14 protein-coding genes and 1 tRNA gene are annotated in these 15,785 nt (G+C 72.2%); 4 read left to right on the forward strand and 11 right to left on the reverse strand.

The features are described from left to right. Positions 1-129: 129 nt before the first annotated feature. Positions 130-1,506 (reverse strand): cystathionine beta-synthase, encoded by a 1,377-nt coding sequence (locus FYW95_RS19580; RefSeq protein ID WP_159941783.1) that lies wholly within the window; start codon positions 1,504-1,506, stop codon positions 130-132. A 307-nt stretch (positions 1,507-1,813) separates the two neighbouring features. On the opposite strand from FYW95_RS19580, the gene FYW95_RS19585 reads away from it, so the two are divergent. The 3 genes from FYW95_RS19585 to FYW95_RS19595 all read left to right on the forward strand — a co-directional run bounded on the left by FYW95_RS19585 (position 1,814) and on the right by FYW95_RS19595 (position 4,873). Beyond that, complete coding sequence (locus FYW95_RS19585) at positions 1,814-2,866, forward strand: SGNH/GDSL hydrolase family protein (RefSeq protein ID WP_159941782.1); 1,053 nt, start codon at positions 1,814-1,816, stop codon at positions 2,864-2,866. Positions 2,867-3,012: 146 nt separating this feature from the next. Next, positions 3,013-4,233 (forward strand): acetyl-CoA C-acetyltransferase, encoded by a 1,221-nt coding sequence (locus tag FYW95_RS19590; protein ID WP_159941781.1) that lies wholly within the window; start codon positions 3,013-3,015, stop codon positions 4,231-4,233. Positions 4,234-4,621: 388 nt separating this feature from the next. Then, positions 4,622-4,873 carry a DUF4287 domain-containing protein gene (locus FYW95_RS19595; protein ID WP_159941780.1) on the forward strand — a complete coding sequence of 84 codons (252 nt, stop codon included), beginning with the start codon at positions 4,622-4,624 and terminating at the stop codon, positions 4,871-4,873. 126 nt (positions 4,874-4,999) lie between these two features. On the opposite strand, the gene FYW95_RS19600 is transcribed toward FYW95_RS19595, so the two are convergent. The 3 genes from FYW95_RS19600 to pruA all read right to left on the reverse strand — a co-directional run bounded on the left by FYW95_RS19600 (position 5,000) and on the right by pruA (position 8,784). Then, complete coding sequence (locus FYW95_RS19600; RefSeq protein ID WP_159941779.1) at positions 5,000-5,935, reverse strand: Bax inhibitor-1/YccA family protein; 936 nt, start codon at positions 5,933-5,935, stop codon at positions 5,000-5,002. Positions 5,936-6,104: 169 nt separating this feature from the next. Then, positions 6,105-7,031: a proline dehydrogenase family protein gene (locus FYW95_RS19605; protein WP_159941778.1), complete on the reverse strand. Its 927-nt coding sequence runs from the start codon at positions 7,029-7,031 to the stop codon at positions 6,105-6,107. 127 nt (positions 7,032-7,158) lie between these two features. After that, positions 7,159-8,784, reverse strand: coding sequence for an L-glutamate gamma-semialdehyde dehydrogenase (pruA, locus tag FYW95_RS19610; RefSeq protein WP_159941777.1), 1,626 nt, complete (start codon positions 8,782-8,784; stop codon positions 7,159-7,161). Positions 8,785-8,925: 141 nt separating this feature from the next. On the opposite strand from pruA, the gene FYW95_RS19615 reads away from it, so the two are divergent. Next, on the forward strand, positions 8,926-10,773 hold the full coding sequence (locus tag FYW95_RS19615; RefSeq protein ID WP_159941776.1) for a helix-turn-helix domain-containing protein: 1,848 nt from the start codon (positions 8,926-8,928) through the stop codon (positions 10,771-10,773). A 280-nt stretch (positions 10,774-11,053) separates the two neighbouring features. Here the strand turns inward: FYW95_RS19615 and FYW95_RS19620 are convergent. The 7 genes from FYW95_RS19620 to FYW95_RS19650 form a co-directional block, all read right to left on the reverse strand. Next, positions 11,054-11,127, reverse strand: a tRNA-Leu gene (locus FYW95_RS19620). A gap of 117 nt (positions 11,128-11,244) precedes the next feature. Beyond that, a complete protein-coding gene (locus FYW95_RS19625; RefSeq protein ID WP_159941775.1) occupies positions 11,245-12,621 on the reverse strand; it encodes an NAD(P)/FAD-dependent oxidoreductase in 1,377 nt (458 codons plus the stop codon). 343 nt (positions 12,622-12,964) lie between these two features. After that, positions 12,965-13,945, reverse strand: a complete 981-nt coding sequence (locus FYW95_RS19630) for a Ppx/GppA phosphatase family protein (RefSeq protein ID WP_159941774.1) — start codon at positions 13,943-13,945, stop codon at positions 12,965-12,967. Next, positions 13,942-14,523 carry a DUF501 domain-containing protein gene (locus tag FYW95_RS19635; protein ID WP_159941773.1) on the reverse strand — a complete coding sequence of 194 codons (582 nt, stop codon included), beginning with the start codon at positions 14,521-14,523 and terminating at the stop codon, positions 13,942-13,944. The genes FYW95_RS19630 and FYW95_RS19635 overlap by 4 nt, the downstream gene beginning before the upstream one ends. Positions 14,524-14,604: 81 nt before the next feature. Further along, positions 14,605-14,994 carry a fluoride efflux transporter CrcB gene (gene crcB, locus FYW95_RS19640; protein WP_159941772.1) on the reverse strand — a complete coding sequence of 130 codons (390 nt, stop codon included), beginning with the start codon at positions 14,992-14,994 and terminating at the stop codon, positions 14,605-14,607. After that, positions 14,991-15,335 (reverse strand): DUF190 domain-containing protein, encoded by a 345-nt coding sequence (locus FYW95_RS19645; RefSeq protein WP_159941771.1) that lies wholly within the window; start codon positions 15,333-15,335, stop codon positions 14,991-14,993. Before FYW95_RS19645 ends, crcB begins: the two co-directional genes overlap by 4 nt. Beyond that, a complete protein-coding gene (locus FYW95_RS19650) occupies positions 15,335-15,784 on the reverse strand; it encodes a fluoride efflux transporter FluC (RefSeq protein WP_159941770.1) in 450 nt (149 codons plus the stop codon). The genes FYW95_RS19645 and FYW95_RS19650 overlap by 1 nt, the downstream gene beginning before the upstream one ends. Position 15,785 lies beyond the last annotated feature (1 nt).

The following is a 15,785-nucleotide window of genomic DNA, read 5'->3' on the forward strand; positions in this document are numbered from 1 at the left end:
GTCGCGAACATTAGCAGTGTCCGAGTATGCGGCGAACTGTCCGGACCCTACACAGCGGGGCCCGAACCGCGCTCGGTCGGAGCGCGGTCCGGGCCCCGTGCGGGCCTCCGCGGGCTGTGCGGCCGGTGCTCAGCCGGACAGGTGGGCGAGCAGGTCCTGGCGGGTGAGGATGCCCGCCGGCTTGCCGTCGCGCAGCACGACCAGGGCGCCGGAGGCGCGCAGCAGGCGCACGCAGTCGCTGACCGGGGTGCCCGTGCCGACGGTGGCCAGGGGCCTGCCCATGTGGGCCTCGACCATGTCGTCCAGCTGGGCGCGGCCGTCGAAGAGGGCGTCGAGCAGGTCGCGCTCGGCGATGGCGCCGACCACCTCGGCGGCCATGACCGGGGGCTCCTCCTTCATCACCGGGAGCTGGGAGACGCCGTACTCGCGCATGATCGCCACGGCGGTGCCGACGGTCTCGTCCGGGTGGGTGTGCACGAAGTCGGGCATCTCCCCGCCCTTGGCGGCCAGGACGTCGCCCGCGGTGGCCTCCTCGGTCTGGGCGGACAGGAACCCGTAGTCGGCCATCCACTCGTCGTTGAAGATCTTGCCGAGGTAGCCCCGGCCGCCGTCGGGCAGCAGGACCACGATGACGTCGTCGGGCCCGGCGTCGCGGGCCACGCGCAGGGCCGCCTCGACGGCCAGGCCGCAGGAGCCGCCGACCAGCAGGGCCTCCTCACGGGCCAGGCGGCGGGTCATGAGGAAGGAGTCCTTGTCGCTGACGGCCACGATCTCGTCGCACACGGACGTGTCGTAGGTGCCCGGCCAGATGTCCTCGCCCACGCCCTCGACCAGGTAGGGGCGCCCGGAGCCGCCGGAGTAGACCGAGCCCTCGGGGTCGGCGCCCACGATCCTGACCCGGCCGCCCGAGACCTCCTTGAGGTAGCGGCCGGTGCCGCTGATGGTGCCGCCGGTGCCGATGCCCGCCACGAAGTGGGTGATGCGGCCCTCGGTCTGCTCCCAGATCTCGGGGCCGGTGGCGTGGTAGTGCGACTCGGGGTTGTTCCGGTTCTCGTACTGGTTGGGCTTCCAGGCGCCGGGGATCTCGGCGGCCAGCCGGTCGGAGACCGAGTAGTAGGACTCGGGGTGGTCGGGGGCCACGGTGGTCGGGCACACGACCACCTCGGCGCCGTAGGCGCGCAGGACCGAGAGCTTGTCCGCACCGACCTTGTCCGGGCAGACGAAGACGCAGCGGTAGCCCTTCTCCTGGGCGACGATGGCCAGGCCGATGCCGGTGTTGCCGGAGGTCGGCTCGACGATGGTGCCGCCCGGTGCGAGCTCGCCGCTCTTCTCGGCCGCCTCGACCATGCGCAGCGCGATGCGGTCCTTGACCGAGCCGCCCGGGTTGAAGTACTCGACCTTGGCCAGGACCGTCGGGGCGTTCGGGCCGAGGGCCTGGGTGACCTTGTTCAGCCGGACGAGGGGGGTGTCCCCGACCAGGTCGATCAGTGAGTCGTATACCCGCACGTGTGCTCCCTCAGCATTGTGGCGACCGGGTCGCGGCCCGCCGTTTCCTCGCCCCGGTGGCGAGTCCGGGGCCCTGGGCCGGTCCGGCCCGTCTCCCTCCGACTCTAATCGTTCTCCACCAGCGGTTTCCGCCGGATCACACGGCCGTGGGCCGGCCGCGCGCCTCCTGTCCCCGGCGGCGGCAAACACCTCACCCGGGGGCTCGGATTGTGTGCCGCGCAGGTACGTGATTCGGGGGTTGCCCGCCGGTAACCTCACTCGTGTCCGGCCTGCCGGGGCAGGCACTCGCGAGGCCAGGGGGTGTCCGATGCTGCGAGCCGTACGCGCACGGCGGATCGCGGCCGCCACGGCGTTCGGCGGCGGCGGACTCACACTCGTCGGCGGCGGCACCGTCGTACTCCTGTACCTGCAGGCCAAGCTCGCCCGCCGCGCGGTCGGCGTCACCTCGTGGAACAGACCGAGGGTCGACGGCGTCTACGGTGACGGCGAGGGGCCGCCGATCCGGATGCTCATGATGGGCGACTCCACCGCCGCCGGTTTCGCGGTGGAGCGGGCCGCCGAGACCCCCGGCGTCCTGCTGGCCTCGGGGCTGGCGGCCGCCGCCGACCGCCCCGTGCGGCTGCGCTGCACCGCCTCCCCCGGCGCCACCTCCGCCGGACTGGCCGCCCAGGTCGAGCGCTCGGGCGCGCTGGATCCGGACTCGCGCTACGACCTGGCGGTCGTCTTCATCGGCGCCAACGACGTCATCCGGAGGGTCCGGCCCAACGACGCGGTGGCGCAGCTGCGCGAGACCGTCCGCCGGCTGGTCGACCACGGCACGGCGGTGGTCGTGGCCACCTGCCCCGACCTGGGGACCGTCCGCCCGATCGGCTGGCCGCTGCGCTCGCTGGCCCGCCGCGCCTCCCGCCAGCTCGCCGCCGCGCAGACCATCGCGGTCACCGAGGTCGGCGGGCGCACGGTCTCGATGAGCGACCTCCTGTCCGACGATTTTCGGACCAACCCACTAAGCATGTTTGGGCCTGACCGTTTTCATCCGTCAGCCCTCGGGTACTCCCAGGCCGCCTTCGCCGTGCTGCCCTCGGCCTGCGCCGCGCTGGGCCTGCTCCCGGAGCTGGACGAGGCCGAGCGCACCAGCGGCATCCTCCCGGTGGACCGCGCGGCCGTGGTCGCCGCCGACACCCCCGGAACGGAGGTGTCCCGGGCGGATTCCCAGTTCAGAGGGCTTATGCCGAGCGGGCGCGGACGCTGGGCCGCCCTCGTCCGGGGCCCGTTCCGGCTCCGCGGACAGGACTCCGACCGCGCGCGGACCGCCGACGTGGGCACGGCCGGGGGCGGCGAGCGCTCCGGCGGGGAGGACTGAACGCCGACCCCGGGTGGCGTGCGGGGGGCGCCGACGGGTTTACTGGTCGGTAACAAGCGATGCTGGAGGTGGCGGGCGCGCCGACCGCCGCGCGGCCTCCGGCGCCGAGCCTGACCCGCAGCACCTCAACCGTTAGGGACGCAGCCATGCCCGAAGCAGTCATCGTCGCAACCGCCCGCTCCCCGATCGGCCGCGCCTTCAAGGGCTCGCTCAAGGACATCCGCCCGGATGACCTGACCACCCAGATCGTGCGCGCCGCCCTGGCCAAGGTCCCCGAACTGGACCCCCGGAGCATCGACGACCTGATGCTCGGCTGCGGTCTGCCCGGCGGCGAACAGGGATTCAACATGGCCCGCATCGTGGCCGTGCAGCTGGGCCTGGACACCGTTCCGGGCACCACCGTCACCCGTTACTGCTCCTCCTCCCTGCAGACCACCCGCATGGCCTTCCACGCCATCAGGGCGGGCGAGGGAGACGTGTTCGTCTCCGCCGGGGTGGAGACCGTCAGCCGGTTCGTCAACGGCAGCAGCGACGACGGCAAGAACGAGAACCCGATCTTCGACGAGGCCAAGGAACGCACCGCCAAGCGCGCCGAGGGCGGGGCCGGGACCTGGACCGACCCGCGCGAGGACGGCAAGCTCCCCGACGCCTACATCGCGATGGGCCAGACCGCCGAGAACGTCGCCCAGCTCACCGGCGTCTCCCGGCAGCGCCAGGACGAGTTCGCCGTGCGCTCGCAGAACCTGGCCGAGAAGTCCCTGGACAACGGCTTCTGGGAGCGCGAGATCACCCCGGTGACCCTGCCCGACGGCACCGTGGTCAGCACCGACGACGGCATCCGCCGCGGCACCACCTACGAGAAGGTCTCCGAGCTCAAGCCGGTGTTCCGCCCCGACGGCACCGTGACCGCGGGCAACGCCTGCCCGCTCAACGACGGCGCCTCGGCCGTGGTCATCATGAGCGACACCAAGGCCGCGCAGCTGGGCATCACCCCGCTGGCCCGCATCGTCTCCACCGGTGTGAGCGGTCTGAGCCCGGAGATCATGGGCCTGGGCCCGGTCGAGGCCTCCAAGCAGGCGCTGGCCCGCGCCAACATGGCCATCGGCGACATCGACCTGGTCGAGATCAACGAGGCCTTCGCCGCGCAGGTGCTGCCCTCCGCCGACCAGCTGGGCATCGACATCGACTCCCAGCTCAACGTCAACGGCGGCGCCATCGCGGTGGGCCACCCCTTCGGCTCCACCGGCGCCCGCATCACCGGCACCCTGCTCAACGGGCTCCGGTTCCACGACCGCACGTTCGGCCTGGAGACCATGTGCGTCGGCGGCGGCCAGGGCATGGCGGCCGTCTTCGAGCGCCTGAGCTGAACCGCCTGAGCCGCACCGTCCGCCGCCCGGTCGCACCCGGCGCGGACCGGCGGACGCCCGAAGGGCCCGGAACCTCCCGCGTTCCGGGCCCTTCGCCCTGTTCGGTGGCGCTTCGGAGCGGTCGGGCCCGCCTGGCACCGATCGTGCTCCCCCGGCGCGGAGTCCTCCGTTTCGGACACTTTGCACCTGGCCCCCAGGACACCCCGACCATGGCCGGAACACGCGCGCAACCCCGGATTTCACTTCCGTGTTCGACTAGGAAGCACACTCAGACAAACGTTCCCACACCGGCAAGGTAAAAGCTGGTGACCAGGGCTTGTCCAAAACGTGATGCTGATGCAGTGTCGCAGATAAGTGCCACACGCCAAACGCACTGCCGGAGGTGCCTATGTCGGTAACCCACTCGCCGGAGATCCACGCCAAGCTCATCGAACGCATCCCGGCCGTCACCGGCCGAGGACTCCACGAGTGGTTCGACGCCCTCGACAAGGGACCGGGCCTGGTCCGCTGCCAGGACCGGTCGAACTGGCTCGCCGACGAGTACGAGCTGCCCCAGTGGTACGCGCAGGCCCTGGTGACGGAGTACGACCGCCGCCGCAGGAACCGCTCCATCCCCGCTCCCCGTCGCGGGAAGGTCTGACCCGGCCGCCCGCGGCCGCGTACGACACGGCGAAGGGGCCGCCCCCGGATACGGTCCGGGCGGCGGCCCCTCGCATGCGGCCGCTGCGCGGCGGGCGCCGCGGCGGCCTCGTTCAGGCGGTGACCGCTACTCGGAGAACATCATCTTGATGATCCAGAGCAGGCGCAGGATCTCGATGTAGAGCCACACCAGGGAGACGGTCAGGCCGAAGGCGAACTGCCAGGCCAGCTTGTTGGGGACCCCGGCGCTGAGGCCCTCCTCGATACCGCGGAACTCCACGGCCAGGGTCAGCGCGGCCAGGACGACGAACACGATGCCCACGAGCAGGCCCAGCGGGCTCGGCTCACGGAGGCCCAGGCCCCCGGAGATGAAGAAGCTCAGGACGAAGTTGACCAGCATCAGGGCGGCGGCGCCGATCACCGCGTACGTGACGGCCTTGACGAAGCCGTCGGTCACCTTGATGATGCGGAACTTGTACATGGCGAGCATGACGCCGAACACCAGGACGGTGCCCACCACCGCCTGGGTGACGAGGGTGCCGCCCGCACCGGCCTGGCCGGTGCTGGCCTCCAGCGTGTAGGCCAGGAACGCGGACAGGCCGCCGACCAGCAAACCCTCCAGGGCCCCGTAGGTCAGGATGGCCGCCGGGTTGGTGATCTGCTTGAAGGCGATCACCAGGCCCAGGATCAGACCGCCGATGGCGCCCACCAAGGTGAGCATCAGGGCGATGCCGGGGGCCGAGCCGAACAGGAAGTAGTTGACGGCGCCGAAGGCCGCGACCACACCGAGCGTCATGCCGGTGCGCACGACCACGTCGTCGATGGTCATCGGCTGGTTGTCGGCGCTCTGCACCGGACCGCCGGGGTAGCCCTGCTGGGGGTAACCCTGCTGGGGATAGGGCTGGCCGTAACCCTGCTGCGGGTACGGCTGTCCGTAACCCGGCTGGCCGTAACCCTGCTGCTGACCGTAGCCCGGCTGACCGTAACCCGGCTGGGAGTACCCAGTCGGCCCAGCCTGCTGGAGCGCCCGCTTGAGGACGGGGTTGGAACTCCGCATCCGCATGTCTTGTCAAGGCCCTTTCAACGCGTGGTTTGCTGCCCACAAAGTAACGTACGGGCCCCGTTCCCGGTTCCGCGGGCATGGTCACCGTTGGGACACGGCCCCCCGGTACGCGGCGTCCCCGCCCCCGGCGTACCGGGGACGGGGACGGATCGGCCCGCCGAACGCCGCGTCAGTCGCGGGTGACGAGCGAACGGGCCAGGAACAGCACGTTGGCCGGGCGCTCGGCCAGGCGGCGCATGTAGTACCCGTACCACTCGGTGCCGTAGGGGACGTACACGCGCATCCGCTTGCCCTCGGCGGCCAGGCGCACCTGCTCGGTGTCGCGGATGCCGTAGAGCATCTGGTACTCGTAGTCGTCCGCTCCCCGGCCGTTGGCCGCGGCCAGCTCACCGGCGATGGCGACCATGCGCGGGTCGTGCGAGGCCACCATCGGGTAGCCCTCGCCCTCCATGAGAACGCGCAGCGCGCGCACGTACGCCCCGTCCACCTCGGCCTTGTCTCGGAAGGCCACCGACTCGGGCTCGTCGTAGGCGCCCTTGCACAGGCGCACCCGGGAGCCGGCCCCGCTCAGGTCGCGGCAGTCGGCCTCGGTGCGGCGCAGGTAGGCCTGAAGCACCGCGCCCACCGAGGGGAAGTCCTGGCGCAGCTCGCGCAGGATGCCCAGCGTGGAGTCGGTGGTGGTGTGGTCCTCCATGTCGAGGGTCACCGTGGTGCCGACGGCCTGGGCGGCCTCGGCGATCTGCCGGGCGTTGTCGAGGGCGATCTTCTCGCCGTCGCGGTCCAGGAACTGGCCCACGGCGGAGAGCTTGACCGACACCTCGGCGCGCCCGGCCAGGCCCGCCTCGCCCAGAGCGGCCAGCAGGTCCTGGTAGGCGGTCACCGTGGCCGCGGCCTGGACGGCGTCGGTGGTGTCCTCACCCAGGAAGTCCAGGGTGACGTAGCGGTCCCGGGTCAGGGCCTCCACCGCCGGGAGGGCCTCCTCCTGGGTGGATCCCGCCACGAACCGCTTGACCATCGCCCGGGTGAAGGGAGTGCGCTCGACCAGCGTGCGGCAGGCCTGTGACCTCGCCGCGAGCAGCAGGGGTTTACGAAGCATGGTGACCTCGACGAAGACGTGCGCGAGCCGGTCGGCTGGCGCGAACGGGGTGCGGCCGGGCGGTGTCCCGGCCGCACCTGGGATTCCTCGGGGGGTTGCGCCTCCCCAGGACGGGAGGGGCGCCGTGTTACCCCTGGTGGGGGTAGGAGGAGACCGTCGGCGCGACGAAGGTCTCCTTGATGGCGCGCGGGCTGGACCAGCGGGACAGGTTCTGCGCCGAACCCGCCTTGTCGTTGGTGCCCGAGGCGCGACCGCCGCCGAAGGGCTGCTGGCCCACGATGGAGCCGGTCGGCCGGTCGTTGATGTAGAAGTTGCCCGCGGTGAAGCGCAGGGCCTCGGTGGCCCTGGCGACGGCGGCCCGGTCGTTGGCCAGGACGGCACCGGTCAGGGCGTAGGCCGAGCCCTCGTCGACGACCTTGAGGATCTCGTCGAACTTCTCGTCCTCGTAGACGTGCACGGCGACGATCGGACCGAAGTACTCGGTGCGGAACACGTCGTGGGAGGGGTCGGAGCCCTCGATGATGGTGGGGCGCACGAAGTAGCCGACCGAGTCGTCGGCGGTGCCGCCCGCCAGGACGGTCAGGGTCGGGTCGGACTTGGCGTCCTCCAGGACCCCGGCCAGTTTGTCGAAGGCCCGGCGGTCGATGACCGCGCCGATGAAGTTGGACAGGTCGGTGACGTCGCCCATGGGCAGGGCCTCGGTCTCGGCGACCAGGTCGTCGCGGACCTTCTCCCACACCGAGCGGGCCACGAAGGCGCGCGAGGCGGCGGAGCACTTCTGGCCCTGGTACTCGAAGGCGCCGCGCACGATGGCGGTGCGCAGGATCTCCGGGTCGGCCGAGGAGTGGGCGACGATGAAGTCCTTGCCGCCGGTCTCGCCGACGATGCGCGGGTAGGCCCGGTAGTTGGCGATGTTCTCGCCGACGCTGCGCCACAGGTGCTGGAAGGTCTTCGTCGAACCGGTGAAGTGCACCCCGGCCAGCTCGGGGTCGTTGAGGGCGATGTCGGAGACGGCCAGGCCGTCACCGGTGACCATGTTGATGACGCCGGGGGGCATGCCCGCCTCCTCCAGCAGGCGCATGGTCAGCTCGGCGGCGAACTGCTGGGTCGGGGAGGGCTTCCACACGACCACGTTGCCCATCAGCGCAGGGGCGGTGGGCAGGTTGCCCGCGATGGCGGTGAAGTTGAAGGGGGTGATCGCGTAGACGAACCCCTCCAGCGGACGCTGCTCCATGCGGTTCCACACGCCCTTGACGCTCAGCGGCTGCTGGGCGATGAGCTCGCGGGCGTAGGAGACGTTGAAGCGCCAGAAGTCGATCAGCTCGCAGGCCGAGTCGATCTCCGCCTGCTGCACGGTCTTGGACTGGCCGAGCATGGTGGCGGCGTTGATGGTGGCGCGCCAGGGGCCGGAGAGCAGTTCGGCGGCGCGCAGCAGGATGGCGGCGCGGTCGTCGAAGGACATCGCGCGCCAGGCGGGGGCGGCGGCCTTGGCCGCGGCGATGGCGTCGCGGGCGTCGTCGTGGGTGGCGTTGCGCATGGTGCCCAGGACGGCGGAGTGGCGGTGCGGCTGCACGACGTCGATGGGCTCGCCGCCGCCCATGCGGCTCTCGCCTCCGATGCGCATCGGCAGGTCGATGCTCTGGCTGCCGAGCTCCTCCAGCTTGGCGACGAGCTCCTCGCGCTCGGCGCTGCCAGGCGCGTAGGACAGAACGGGTTCGTTCTGCGGCAGAGGGACGTTGGTCACGGCGTCCATGGGCACCTCCCCGGTGAGAATGTCCCTGAAACAAGCAGGGTCTGGCTGATTCAACGCTCCCAGAACAAGACCGTGCGAACCTTGTGGGGCAGGCCACTCTTTGCCCGCCTTCTTTGTTCACTAGGACAAAATGAGACACATATGAGTAATGAAGCCCCGCCCCCGGGCCCGTTCCGCGCCGTCGGCGACCGCTCGGACCAGCCCTCCCGGGAGGGCGGTGTCACTCCTGGTCAGAGCGGGTCCGACCAGGAGGAGCCGACGGGTCTGCCACTGCGCCGTCTGCTGCTGGCCCTGGGCGACCCGGTGGTGGACGTGGCCGCGGCCCCGGGCGGGCTCGATGTCCAGGTGGACAACGTCGTCATCCTCGACCCGGAGGACCGCACGGAGGTGCGCGAGGGCGACCTGGTGCTGCTGATCGGGGCCCGGGGCGCCGCGGCGCGCCGCCTGGTCCGGACCCTGGCCGAGCAGGGCGCCACGGCGGTCGCGGTCAAGGCCAGCGGCCGCGCCGCCCGGGAGGAGCTGATGCCCCCGCCCGCCGGGACCCGGCCGGGGCGCCCCCGGGCGGCCGAGGAGGCCCGGGCGCTGCGCACCGAGGCCCAGGAGTCGGGGATCGCCCTGCTGTCGGTGCGTCCCGAGGTGCGCTGGGACCAGCTGCAGTCGGTGTGCCAGTCCATCGTGGACGACGCCCGCCTGACCGCGTCCGAGGATCTGAGCGAGGCCAGCGGCGACCTGTTCTCGATGGCACAGACCATCGCGCGGATCACCGGCGGCCTGGTGAGCATCGAGGACGCGGCGAGCCGGGTGCTGGCCTACTCCAGCGGCGCGGAGGTGGACGAGCTGCGGCGGCTTTCGGTGCTCGGGCGGCGCGGACCGGAGTCCTACCTGGCTCTGCTGCGCGAGTGGGGGGTCTTCGCCAAGCTGCGCGCGGGCGAGGAGGTGGTCCGAGTGGACGAGCATCCCGAGCTGGGCATCCGGCGCCGCCTGGCGGTGGGCATCCACGCCGGGCGCCAGCCCCTGGGCGCGATCTGGGTCCAGGAGGGCGCCCAGCCCCTGTCCGAGCACGCCGAGGAGGCGCTGCTGGGCGCGGCCCGCACCACCGCGCTGCAGATGATCCGCCAGCGCACGCACGCCAGCGCGGACCTGCGGCTGCGCGAGGACCTGCTGGCCAGCCTGTTGGAGGGGCGCATCGACGCCAGCGCCCTGGCCGACACCGTGGAGGTCACCTCCGAGCGGGGCGCGCTGGTGGTGGCCTTCGCCGTGACCGGCGAGGAGGCGGGCGAGGAGCGCGCCGGGCGCCCCGACCGGCCCGAGCGCGAGCTGCGCCGCCGCCAGCTGGTGGACCTGGTGTCGGTGCACACGGCCGCCTACCGGCGCAGCGCCCTGGTGACGGAGCTGGGCGGGCGGGTGTACGTGCTGCTTCCGGACCTGGCCCGCGGCAGGGAGGGGTGGCGCGGGGCGGAGAAGTCGGTGCTGGCGCTGGCCCGCAGGACGGTGGCGGCCGCGCGCGCGGCCCTGGGCCTGGAGGTGCAGGGGGCGGTGGGGTCGCTGGTGGAGCGGCTGGCGGACCTGACCGACTCGCGCGCGGAGGCGGACCGGGTGCTGGACGCGATGGGACGCGACGCGGACCGGGGCATGGACTGGGAGGTGGCCACCATCTCCGACGTGCGCTCGCGGGTGCTGATCAGCGAGACCCTGGCCCGCCTGCGGGAGGATCCGTCGCTGCGCGACCCGCGGGTGAGCCGCCTGATCGAGCACGACCGGGCGGGCGGCGCCGACCTGGTGCACTCCCTGCTGGCCTACCTGGAGGCCTTCGGGGACGCGCGGGCGGCGGCCGAGCGGCTGCACATCCACCCGAACACGCTGCGGTACCGGGTGCGGCGGGCGGCACAGGTGAGCGGCATCGACCTGGGCGACCCGGGCGAGCGCCTGTTCACCCAGCTCCAGCTGCTGATGGAGCAGCAGGCCCCGGAGCACCCCCGTCCAGGCTGAGGCGCGGGAAAACACGAGGCGCGGTGAGGGCGCCGGCGGGGTTCTGGAGGTCTCGGAGCGCACCTTCCGAGGAACGAGGACGGTGCGCGCAGAGGCCGAAGGTTCCCGCCCCGAAGGCACCCGAACCGCGCCGGGGAAACACGAGGCGCGGTGAGGGCGCCGGCGGGGTTCTGGAGGTCCCGCACGTGCCGCCAGCGAGGAACGAGCCAGGCACGGAAGAGAGCGAAGAACACCGCCTTCCCAGGCGCCCAAGCCCGCGCCGGGAAAAGCCAGGAAACAGTACCCCCGGTCGGACTCGAACCGACACTTGTGACCCTTTTAGGGGGCCTGCCTCTTCCATTGGGCTACGAGGGCGAGCCCATCATACCGGCCGGGGCTGATTGCCCCATTGATCAAAGTTGGCCGGATTGGGACACGAAACGACCGGCATCCCGCGGGAAGCCGGTCGTTTCGTGCGTTCTCGGGCCGGGGTCAGCTGACCCGGCGCAGGCGGCCGTCCTCGATCTGCGGGTGGCTCGCCTCCTCGAAGGCCTGGCGGGGCTCGGCCATCTCCGGCAGCGCGGCGAAGTCGCGGCGCAGGAAGAGGCCGAGCGTCCAGTCCGAGAGCACGCGCAGCTTGCGGTTGAAGGTCGGCACGGCGAACAGGTGGTAGGACCGGTGCGCGTACCAGGCCAGGCGGCCGTTGAGCTTGATCTTGCCGAACAGCTGGGCGGCGCCCTTGTGCAGGCCGAGTCCGGCGACCGCGCCGAGGTTCTTGTGGCGGTAGGCCTTGAGGTCGGTGCCGCGCAGGGTGGCGATCACGTTGTCGGCGAGCACCGGGGCCTGGCGGACCGCGTTCTGGGCGTTGGGCGGGTAGTAGCCGCCGTTGCCGTCGGGCACCTGGGCGTTGTCACCGCCCGCGAAGGCGTTCTCGGCCCCGTTGACGGTGAGGTGCTCGCTGGTGTCCACGTGGCCCTTGGGGCCCAGCGGCAGGTCACTGGCGGCCACGACCGGGCTGGGCTTGACGCCCGCGGTCCACACCAGGGTGCCCGCGTCGAACTCGGTGCCGTCGCTGAGCTTGATGTGCTGGTCGACCGCCGACTCCAGGAAGGTCTTGAGCCGGACGTCGATGCCGCGGCGGCGCAGCTGGTTGAGCGCCTTGGTACCGACCTCGGGGCCGACCTCGGGCAGGATCTTGTCGGCCGCCTCGATGAGGTAGAACCGAACGTCCTCCAGGCCGATCGAGGGGTGGACGCGGACCGCGTCGCGGACCATGTCCTCCAGCTCGGCGATGGCCTCGGCCCCGGCGAATCCGCCGCCGACGAAGACGAAGTTCAGCGCCTTGCGCCGGGTGGCCTCGTCGTCGGTGGAGTCGGCGATGGCCAGCTGGTTGAGCACGTGGTTGCGGAGGTAGGCGGCCTCCTCCACGGTCTTGATACCGATGCCCCACTCGGCCAGCCCAGGGATGGGCAGGGTGCGCGAGACGGCTCCGGCGGCCATGACCAGGTAGTCGTAGGCGATGGTCTCGGGCTCGCCCGCGTTGGGCTCGTAGCGGACGGTGCGCTCGGCGTGGTCGATGCGCACCACCCGGCCGCCCAGCACGCGGACGCGCTTGAAGACCTTGCGCAGCGGGACGACGACGTGACGGGGCGAGATGTTCCCGGAGGCGGTCTCGGGCAGGAAGGGCTGGTAGGTCATGTAGGAGTTCGGGTCGATGACGGTGATCCGCGCCTCACCGGCCCCGAGCTTCCTCTCCAGCCGCCTCGCGGTGTACATCCCGAGGTAACCGCCGCCGACGATGAGGATGTGCGGGATCTCCGCCTCGTCCCCGCCGCCGTGTACCAGCCGGTAGTTCCTGCTCTCGGTCATCGCATATCCGCCCTAACGGTTCGTGAAGTGTGGCGCCCCCTTTACCCAGGGGCCGCGAGGTTGTCACGGTCTTTGGTCGCCCGCTGAGGCGGGACCGCCCGGTCGCGTCGGGCCCTTCGGCCCTTGTTCGCGGCTGCTTGTGCATTCTTTCACAAGCGCCTACCGACGGAGAAGGTTCACACCGGCTCACCTTCCGACCATTTCCCGACCTGACCGACTTGCATTTTCGCAGGTCAGATGGGTTGTGAAAGCATTCACAAGCCCTTTCCGGGGTGACACGTCTCACCCGGAGCGCCCTTGCCCGGCCCCGGAGGGCCCGGGCAAGGGCGCGCACAAGCGCTGGTCAGACGACGAGGCTCCAGGCCACGCCGTCGAGGATGTCGTGCTCGCTCGCTGTGAAGGAGTCCGCCCCCGTACGCGCCAGGACCCGGGACAGCACCAGCGCGCCCGCGCCGATGACGTCCACCCGGCCGGGGTGCATGACGCCGATCCGCGACCGCTCCGCCGAGGTCTGCCCGAGCAGTTCGGCGGCGATGCGGTCCAGGTCCTTGGCCGCCACCCGGGTGTGGTGGATGCGCTCGGAGTCGTACTCGGGCAGGTCCAGCGCGATCCCGGCCACGGTGGTGGCGGTGCCCGCCACGCACACGACCGAACCGGCCTCGCGCAGCGGGACCACCCGCTCGACCTCGTCCAGCGCCGCCTCGATGTCGGCGGTCGCCGCCTCGATCTCCGCGGGCGTGGGAGGGTCGCTGCGCAGGTGGCGCTCGGTCATGCGCACGCAGCCGATGTCCACCGACAGGGACGCGCGGACCAGCTCCCCGTCCTCCCGGTACGGGTCCCCGCCCAGAACGAACTCGGTGGAGCCGCCGCCGATGTCCACCACCAGGAACGGCGGGGCCAGCGGACCGTCGCCGTCCTCGGCCTCCAGCTCGGCCGTGGCGCCCACGAAGGACAGCTCCGCCTCGTCCAGGCCGGTGACCACCTCGGGCTCCACGCCCAGGATGTCGCGGACCCCGTCGATGAACTCCTGGCGGTTGCGCGCGTCACGGGTGGCGCTGGTGGCGACCATGCGCACCGACTCCGGGCCCAGCGCGATGCCGTGCGCCTCGATGGCCTCGGCGTAGCCGCGCAGCGCCGCGAAGGTGCGCTCCAGGGCTTGGGGGGCGAACTCCCCGGTCTCGTCCACGCCCTCGCCCAGCCGCACGATCTCCATGCGCCGGTCCACGTCGACCACCTGCGCCTCGTCGTCGCCCACGTGGACGACGTCGGCGATCAGCAGGCGGACGGAGTTGGTTCCGCAGTCGATGGCCGCGACACCGCTCATGACCCGTTCCCTTCGGCGCCCCCGGGGGCGCTGTCGTCGACACACACGCACGGGCCCCGGTCCCACCAGTGCGGAAGCTCCTCCAGCGCCTCGGCGCCGAAGGGGTTGGTGCCCGGCTCGGCGAGCTCGTGGGCGACCAGCGCGTGCAGGCACTTGACCCGGGTGGGCATGCCCCCCGTGCTCTGCATCCCCTCGGGCAGCGGCTCCACACCGTCGCGCCGGGCCTGTTCGGCCCGCTCGGCGATGTAGGACTCGTGCGCCCTGGTGTAGGCGGCCCGGAGTTCGGGGTCGCCGCCCAGGCGCTCCTGCATCTGGCGCATCCGGCCCTCGTTCTCCATCCGGCCGATGGCCGAGGCCGCACGCGGGCACGTCAGGTAGTACAACGTCGGAAAGGGCTCGCCGCTTTCCAGCCGGGGTGCGGTGCGTACCACGTCGGGAAGGCCGCAGGGGCAGCGGTGCGCGATCCCGCGCACGCCGCGCGGCGGGCGGCCCAGCTGGAGTTCGACGGCCGCGAGGTCGCGCTCGGCGACGGGGCCGGGAGGCCCGGATGCGGGCCCGGTCTGATCTGCGGAAGTCATGGCGCACCCAGCATAGGGCCGCGCGCCCACCCCCGGGTGCGGCCGGGGCGGGAGACCGGCGGGGTCGGGGAGCGGGAGGCGTCAGGAGCCGGGTGGCCACACGGCGAGCGCCGCCGTCCACCCCAGCACCGCCGCGCCCAGCCCGGCCACCAGCGTAAGGGCGACGTTGGCCAGCGCGTAGGCCCGCGCGCCCGACTCGGCCAGGCGCAGCGTCTCGTAGCCGAAGGTGCTGAAGGTGGTCAGCGCTCCGCACAGCCCGGTACCCGCGACCAGCACGGCCCAGCCCGGAACCGCCCCGGCGCTCATCCCGGCGGCGAGGAAGCCCAGCAGCAGCGAGCCGACCGCGTTGACCGTCAGGGTGCCCCAGGGCAGCACCATGTCGGTACGGTCGCGCAGGAACAGGTCGGTGGCGTAGCGGAGCACGGCTCCGACGGCCGCCCCCGCCGCCACGGCGGCGAACTCCCCGGTCACCGGTCTCCGCCGCGCCCGGTGTGGCGGACGACCTCGACCTCGTCGATGGTGACCAGGCCCTCCGAGACCAGCTCGTCGAGCTGGGGCAGGAAGGCGCGCACGCGCGCGGGCGCGTCCACGATGACCACCATCACCGGCAGGTCCTGCGACATCGACAGCAGCCGCGCGGTGTGGACGTGCCGGGAGGCGCCGTAGCCCTCCAGCCCGTGGAAGACGCTGGCCCCGGCCAGCCCCGCGGTGTGCGCGCGGTGCACGATCTCGGTGTGCAGCGGCCTGCCCCGCCACGTGTCGCCGTCGCCGACGTGGACGGTCAGCCGCAGCGCGCGTCCGGACAGCTCCATCAGTTCGACCCCCTCGCCTCGCGGTCGGATCGGGTACGGCGGTGCCGCGCGGCGGCGCGAGCCAGGACCGCCCCCGCCCGGACCGCGGCCAGCGCGGCGAGCAGGGTGGCGGCCAGGTAGGCCAGGGCGGTGAGCGGCGCGCCCCCCTCCACCAGGGAGAGCGCGTCCACGGCGTAGGCGGAGAAGGTGGTGAAGCCGCCCAGGACGCCCACGCCCAGGAAGGGCCGCAGCAGCCGGTGCGGGGTCACCATCTCGGTGATCACGACCATCAGCGCCCCGATGGCCAGGCAGCCGGCGACGTTCTCCGTGAAGGTCGCCCACGGGAAGCCGGTGCCGTCGTGCGGCACCAGCAGCGTCAGCGCGTGGCGGGCGGTCCCGCCCACCGCGCCGCCCAGGGCCACCGCGAGCAGGACGTCCGCGTTCCCGCGCCGTCTCCGTACCCCGCCCACG

Source organism: Nocardiopsis sp. FR4 (assembly GCF_009830945.1).
Classification (GTDB): Bacteria; Actinomycetota; Actinomycetes; order Streptosporangiales; family Streptosporangiaceae; genus Nocardiopsis.

Excerpts from the sequence above, each read along its gene's own strand:
- FYW95_RS19645 (WP_159941771.1), bottom strand. The coding sequence starts at position 15,335 with ATGGAGCTGTCCGGACGCGCGCTGCGGCTGACCGTCCACGTCGGCGAC.
- FYW95_RS19615 (WP_159941776.1), top strand. The coding sequence starts at position 8,926 with ATGAGTAATGAAGCCCCGCCCCCGGGCCCGTTCCGCGCCGTCGGCGAC.
- FYW95_RS19630 (WP_159941774.1), bottom strand. The coding sequence starts at position 13,945 with ATGAGCGGTGTCGCGGCCATCGACTGCGGAACCAACTCCGTCCGCCTG.
- FYW95_RS19590 (WP_159941781.1), top strand. The coding sequence starts at position 3,013 with ATGCCCGAAGCAGTCATCGTCGCAACCGCCCGCTCCCCGATCGGCCGC.
- FYW95_RS19605 (WP_159941778.1), bottom strand. The coding sequence starts at position 7,031 with ATGCTTCGTAAACCCCTGCTGCTCGCGGCGAGGTCACAGGCCTGCCGC.
- pruA (WP_159941777.1), bottom strand. The coding sequence starts at position 8,784 with ATGGACGCCGTGACCAACGTCCCTCTGCCGCAGAACGAACCCGTTCTG.
- FYW95_RS19595 (WP_159941780.1), top strand. The coding sequence starts at position 4,622 with ATGTCGGTAACCCACTCGCCGGAGATCCACGCCAAGCTCATCGAACGC.
- FYW95_RS19600 (WP_159941779.1), bottom strand. The coding sequence starts at position 5,935 with ATGCGGATGCGGAGTTCCAACCCCGTCCTCAAGCGGGCGCTCCAGCAG.
- FYW95_RS19625 (WP_159941775.1), bottom strand. The coding sequence starts at position 12,621 with ATGACCGAGAGCAGGAACTACCGGCTGGTACACGGCGGCGGGGACGAG.
- FYW95_RS19635 (WP_159941773.1), bottom strand. The coding sequence starts at position 14,523 with ATGACTTCCGCAGATCAGACCGGGCCCGCATCCGGGCCTCCCGGCCCC.
- FYW95_RS19585 (WP_159941782.1), top strand. The coding sequence starts at position 1,814 with ATGCTGCGAGCCGTACGCGCACGGCGGATCGCGGCCGCCACGGCGTTC.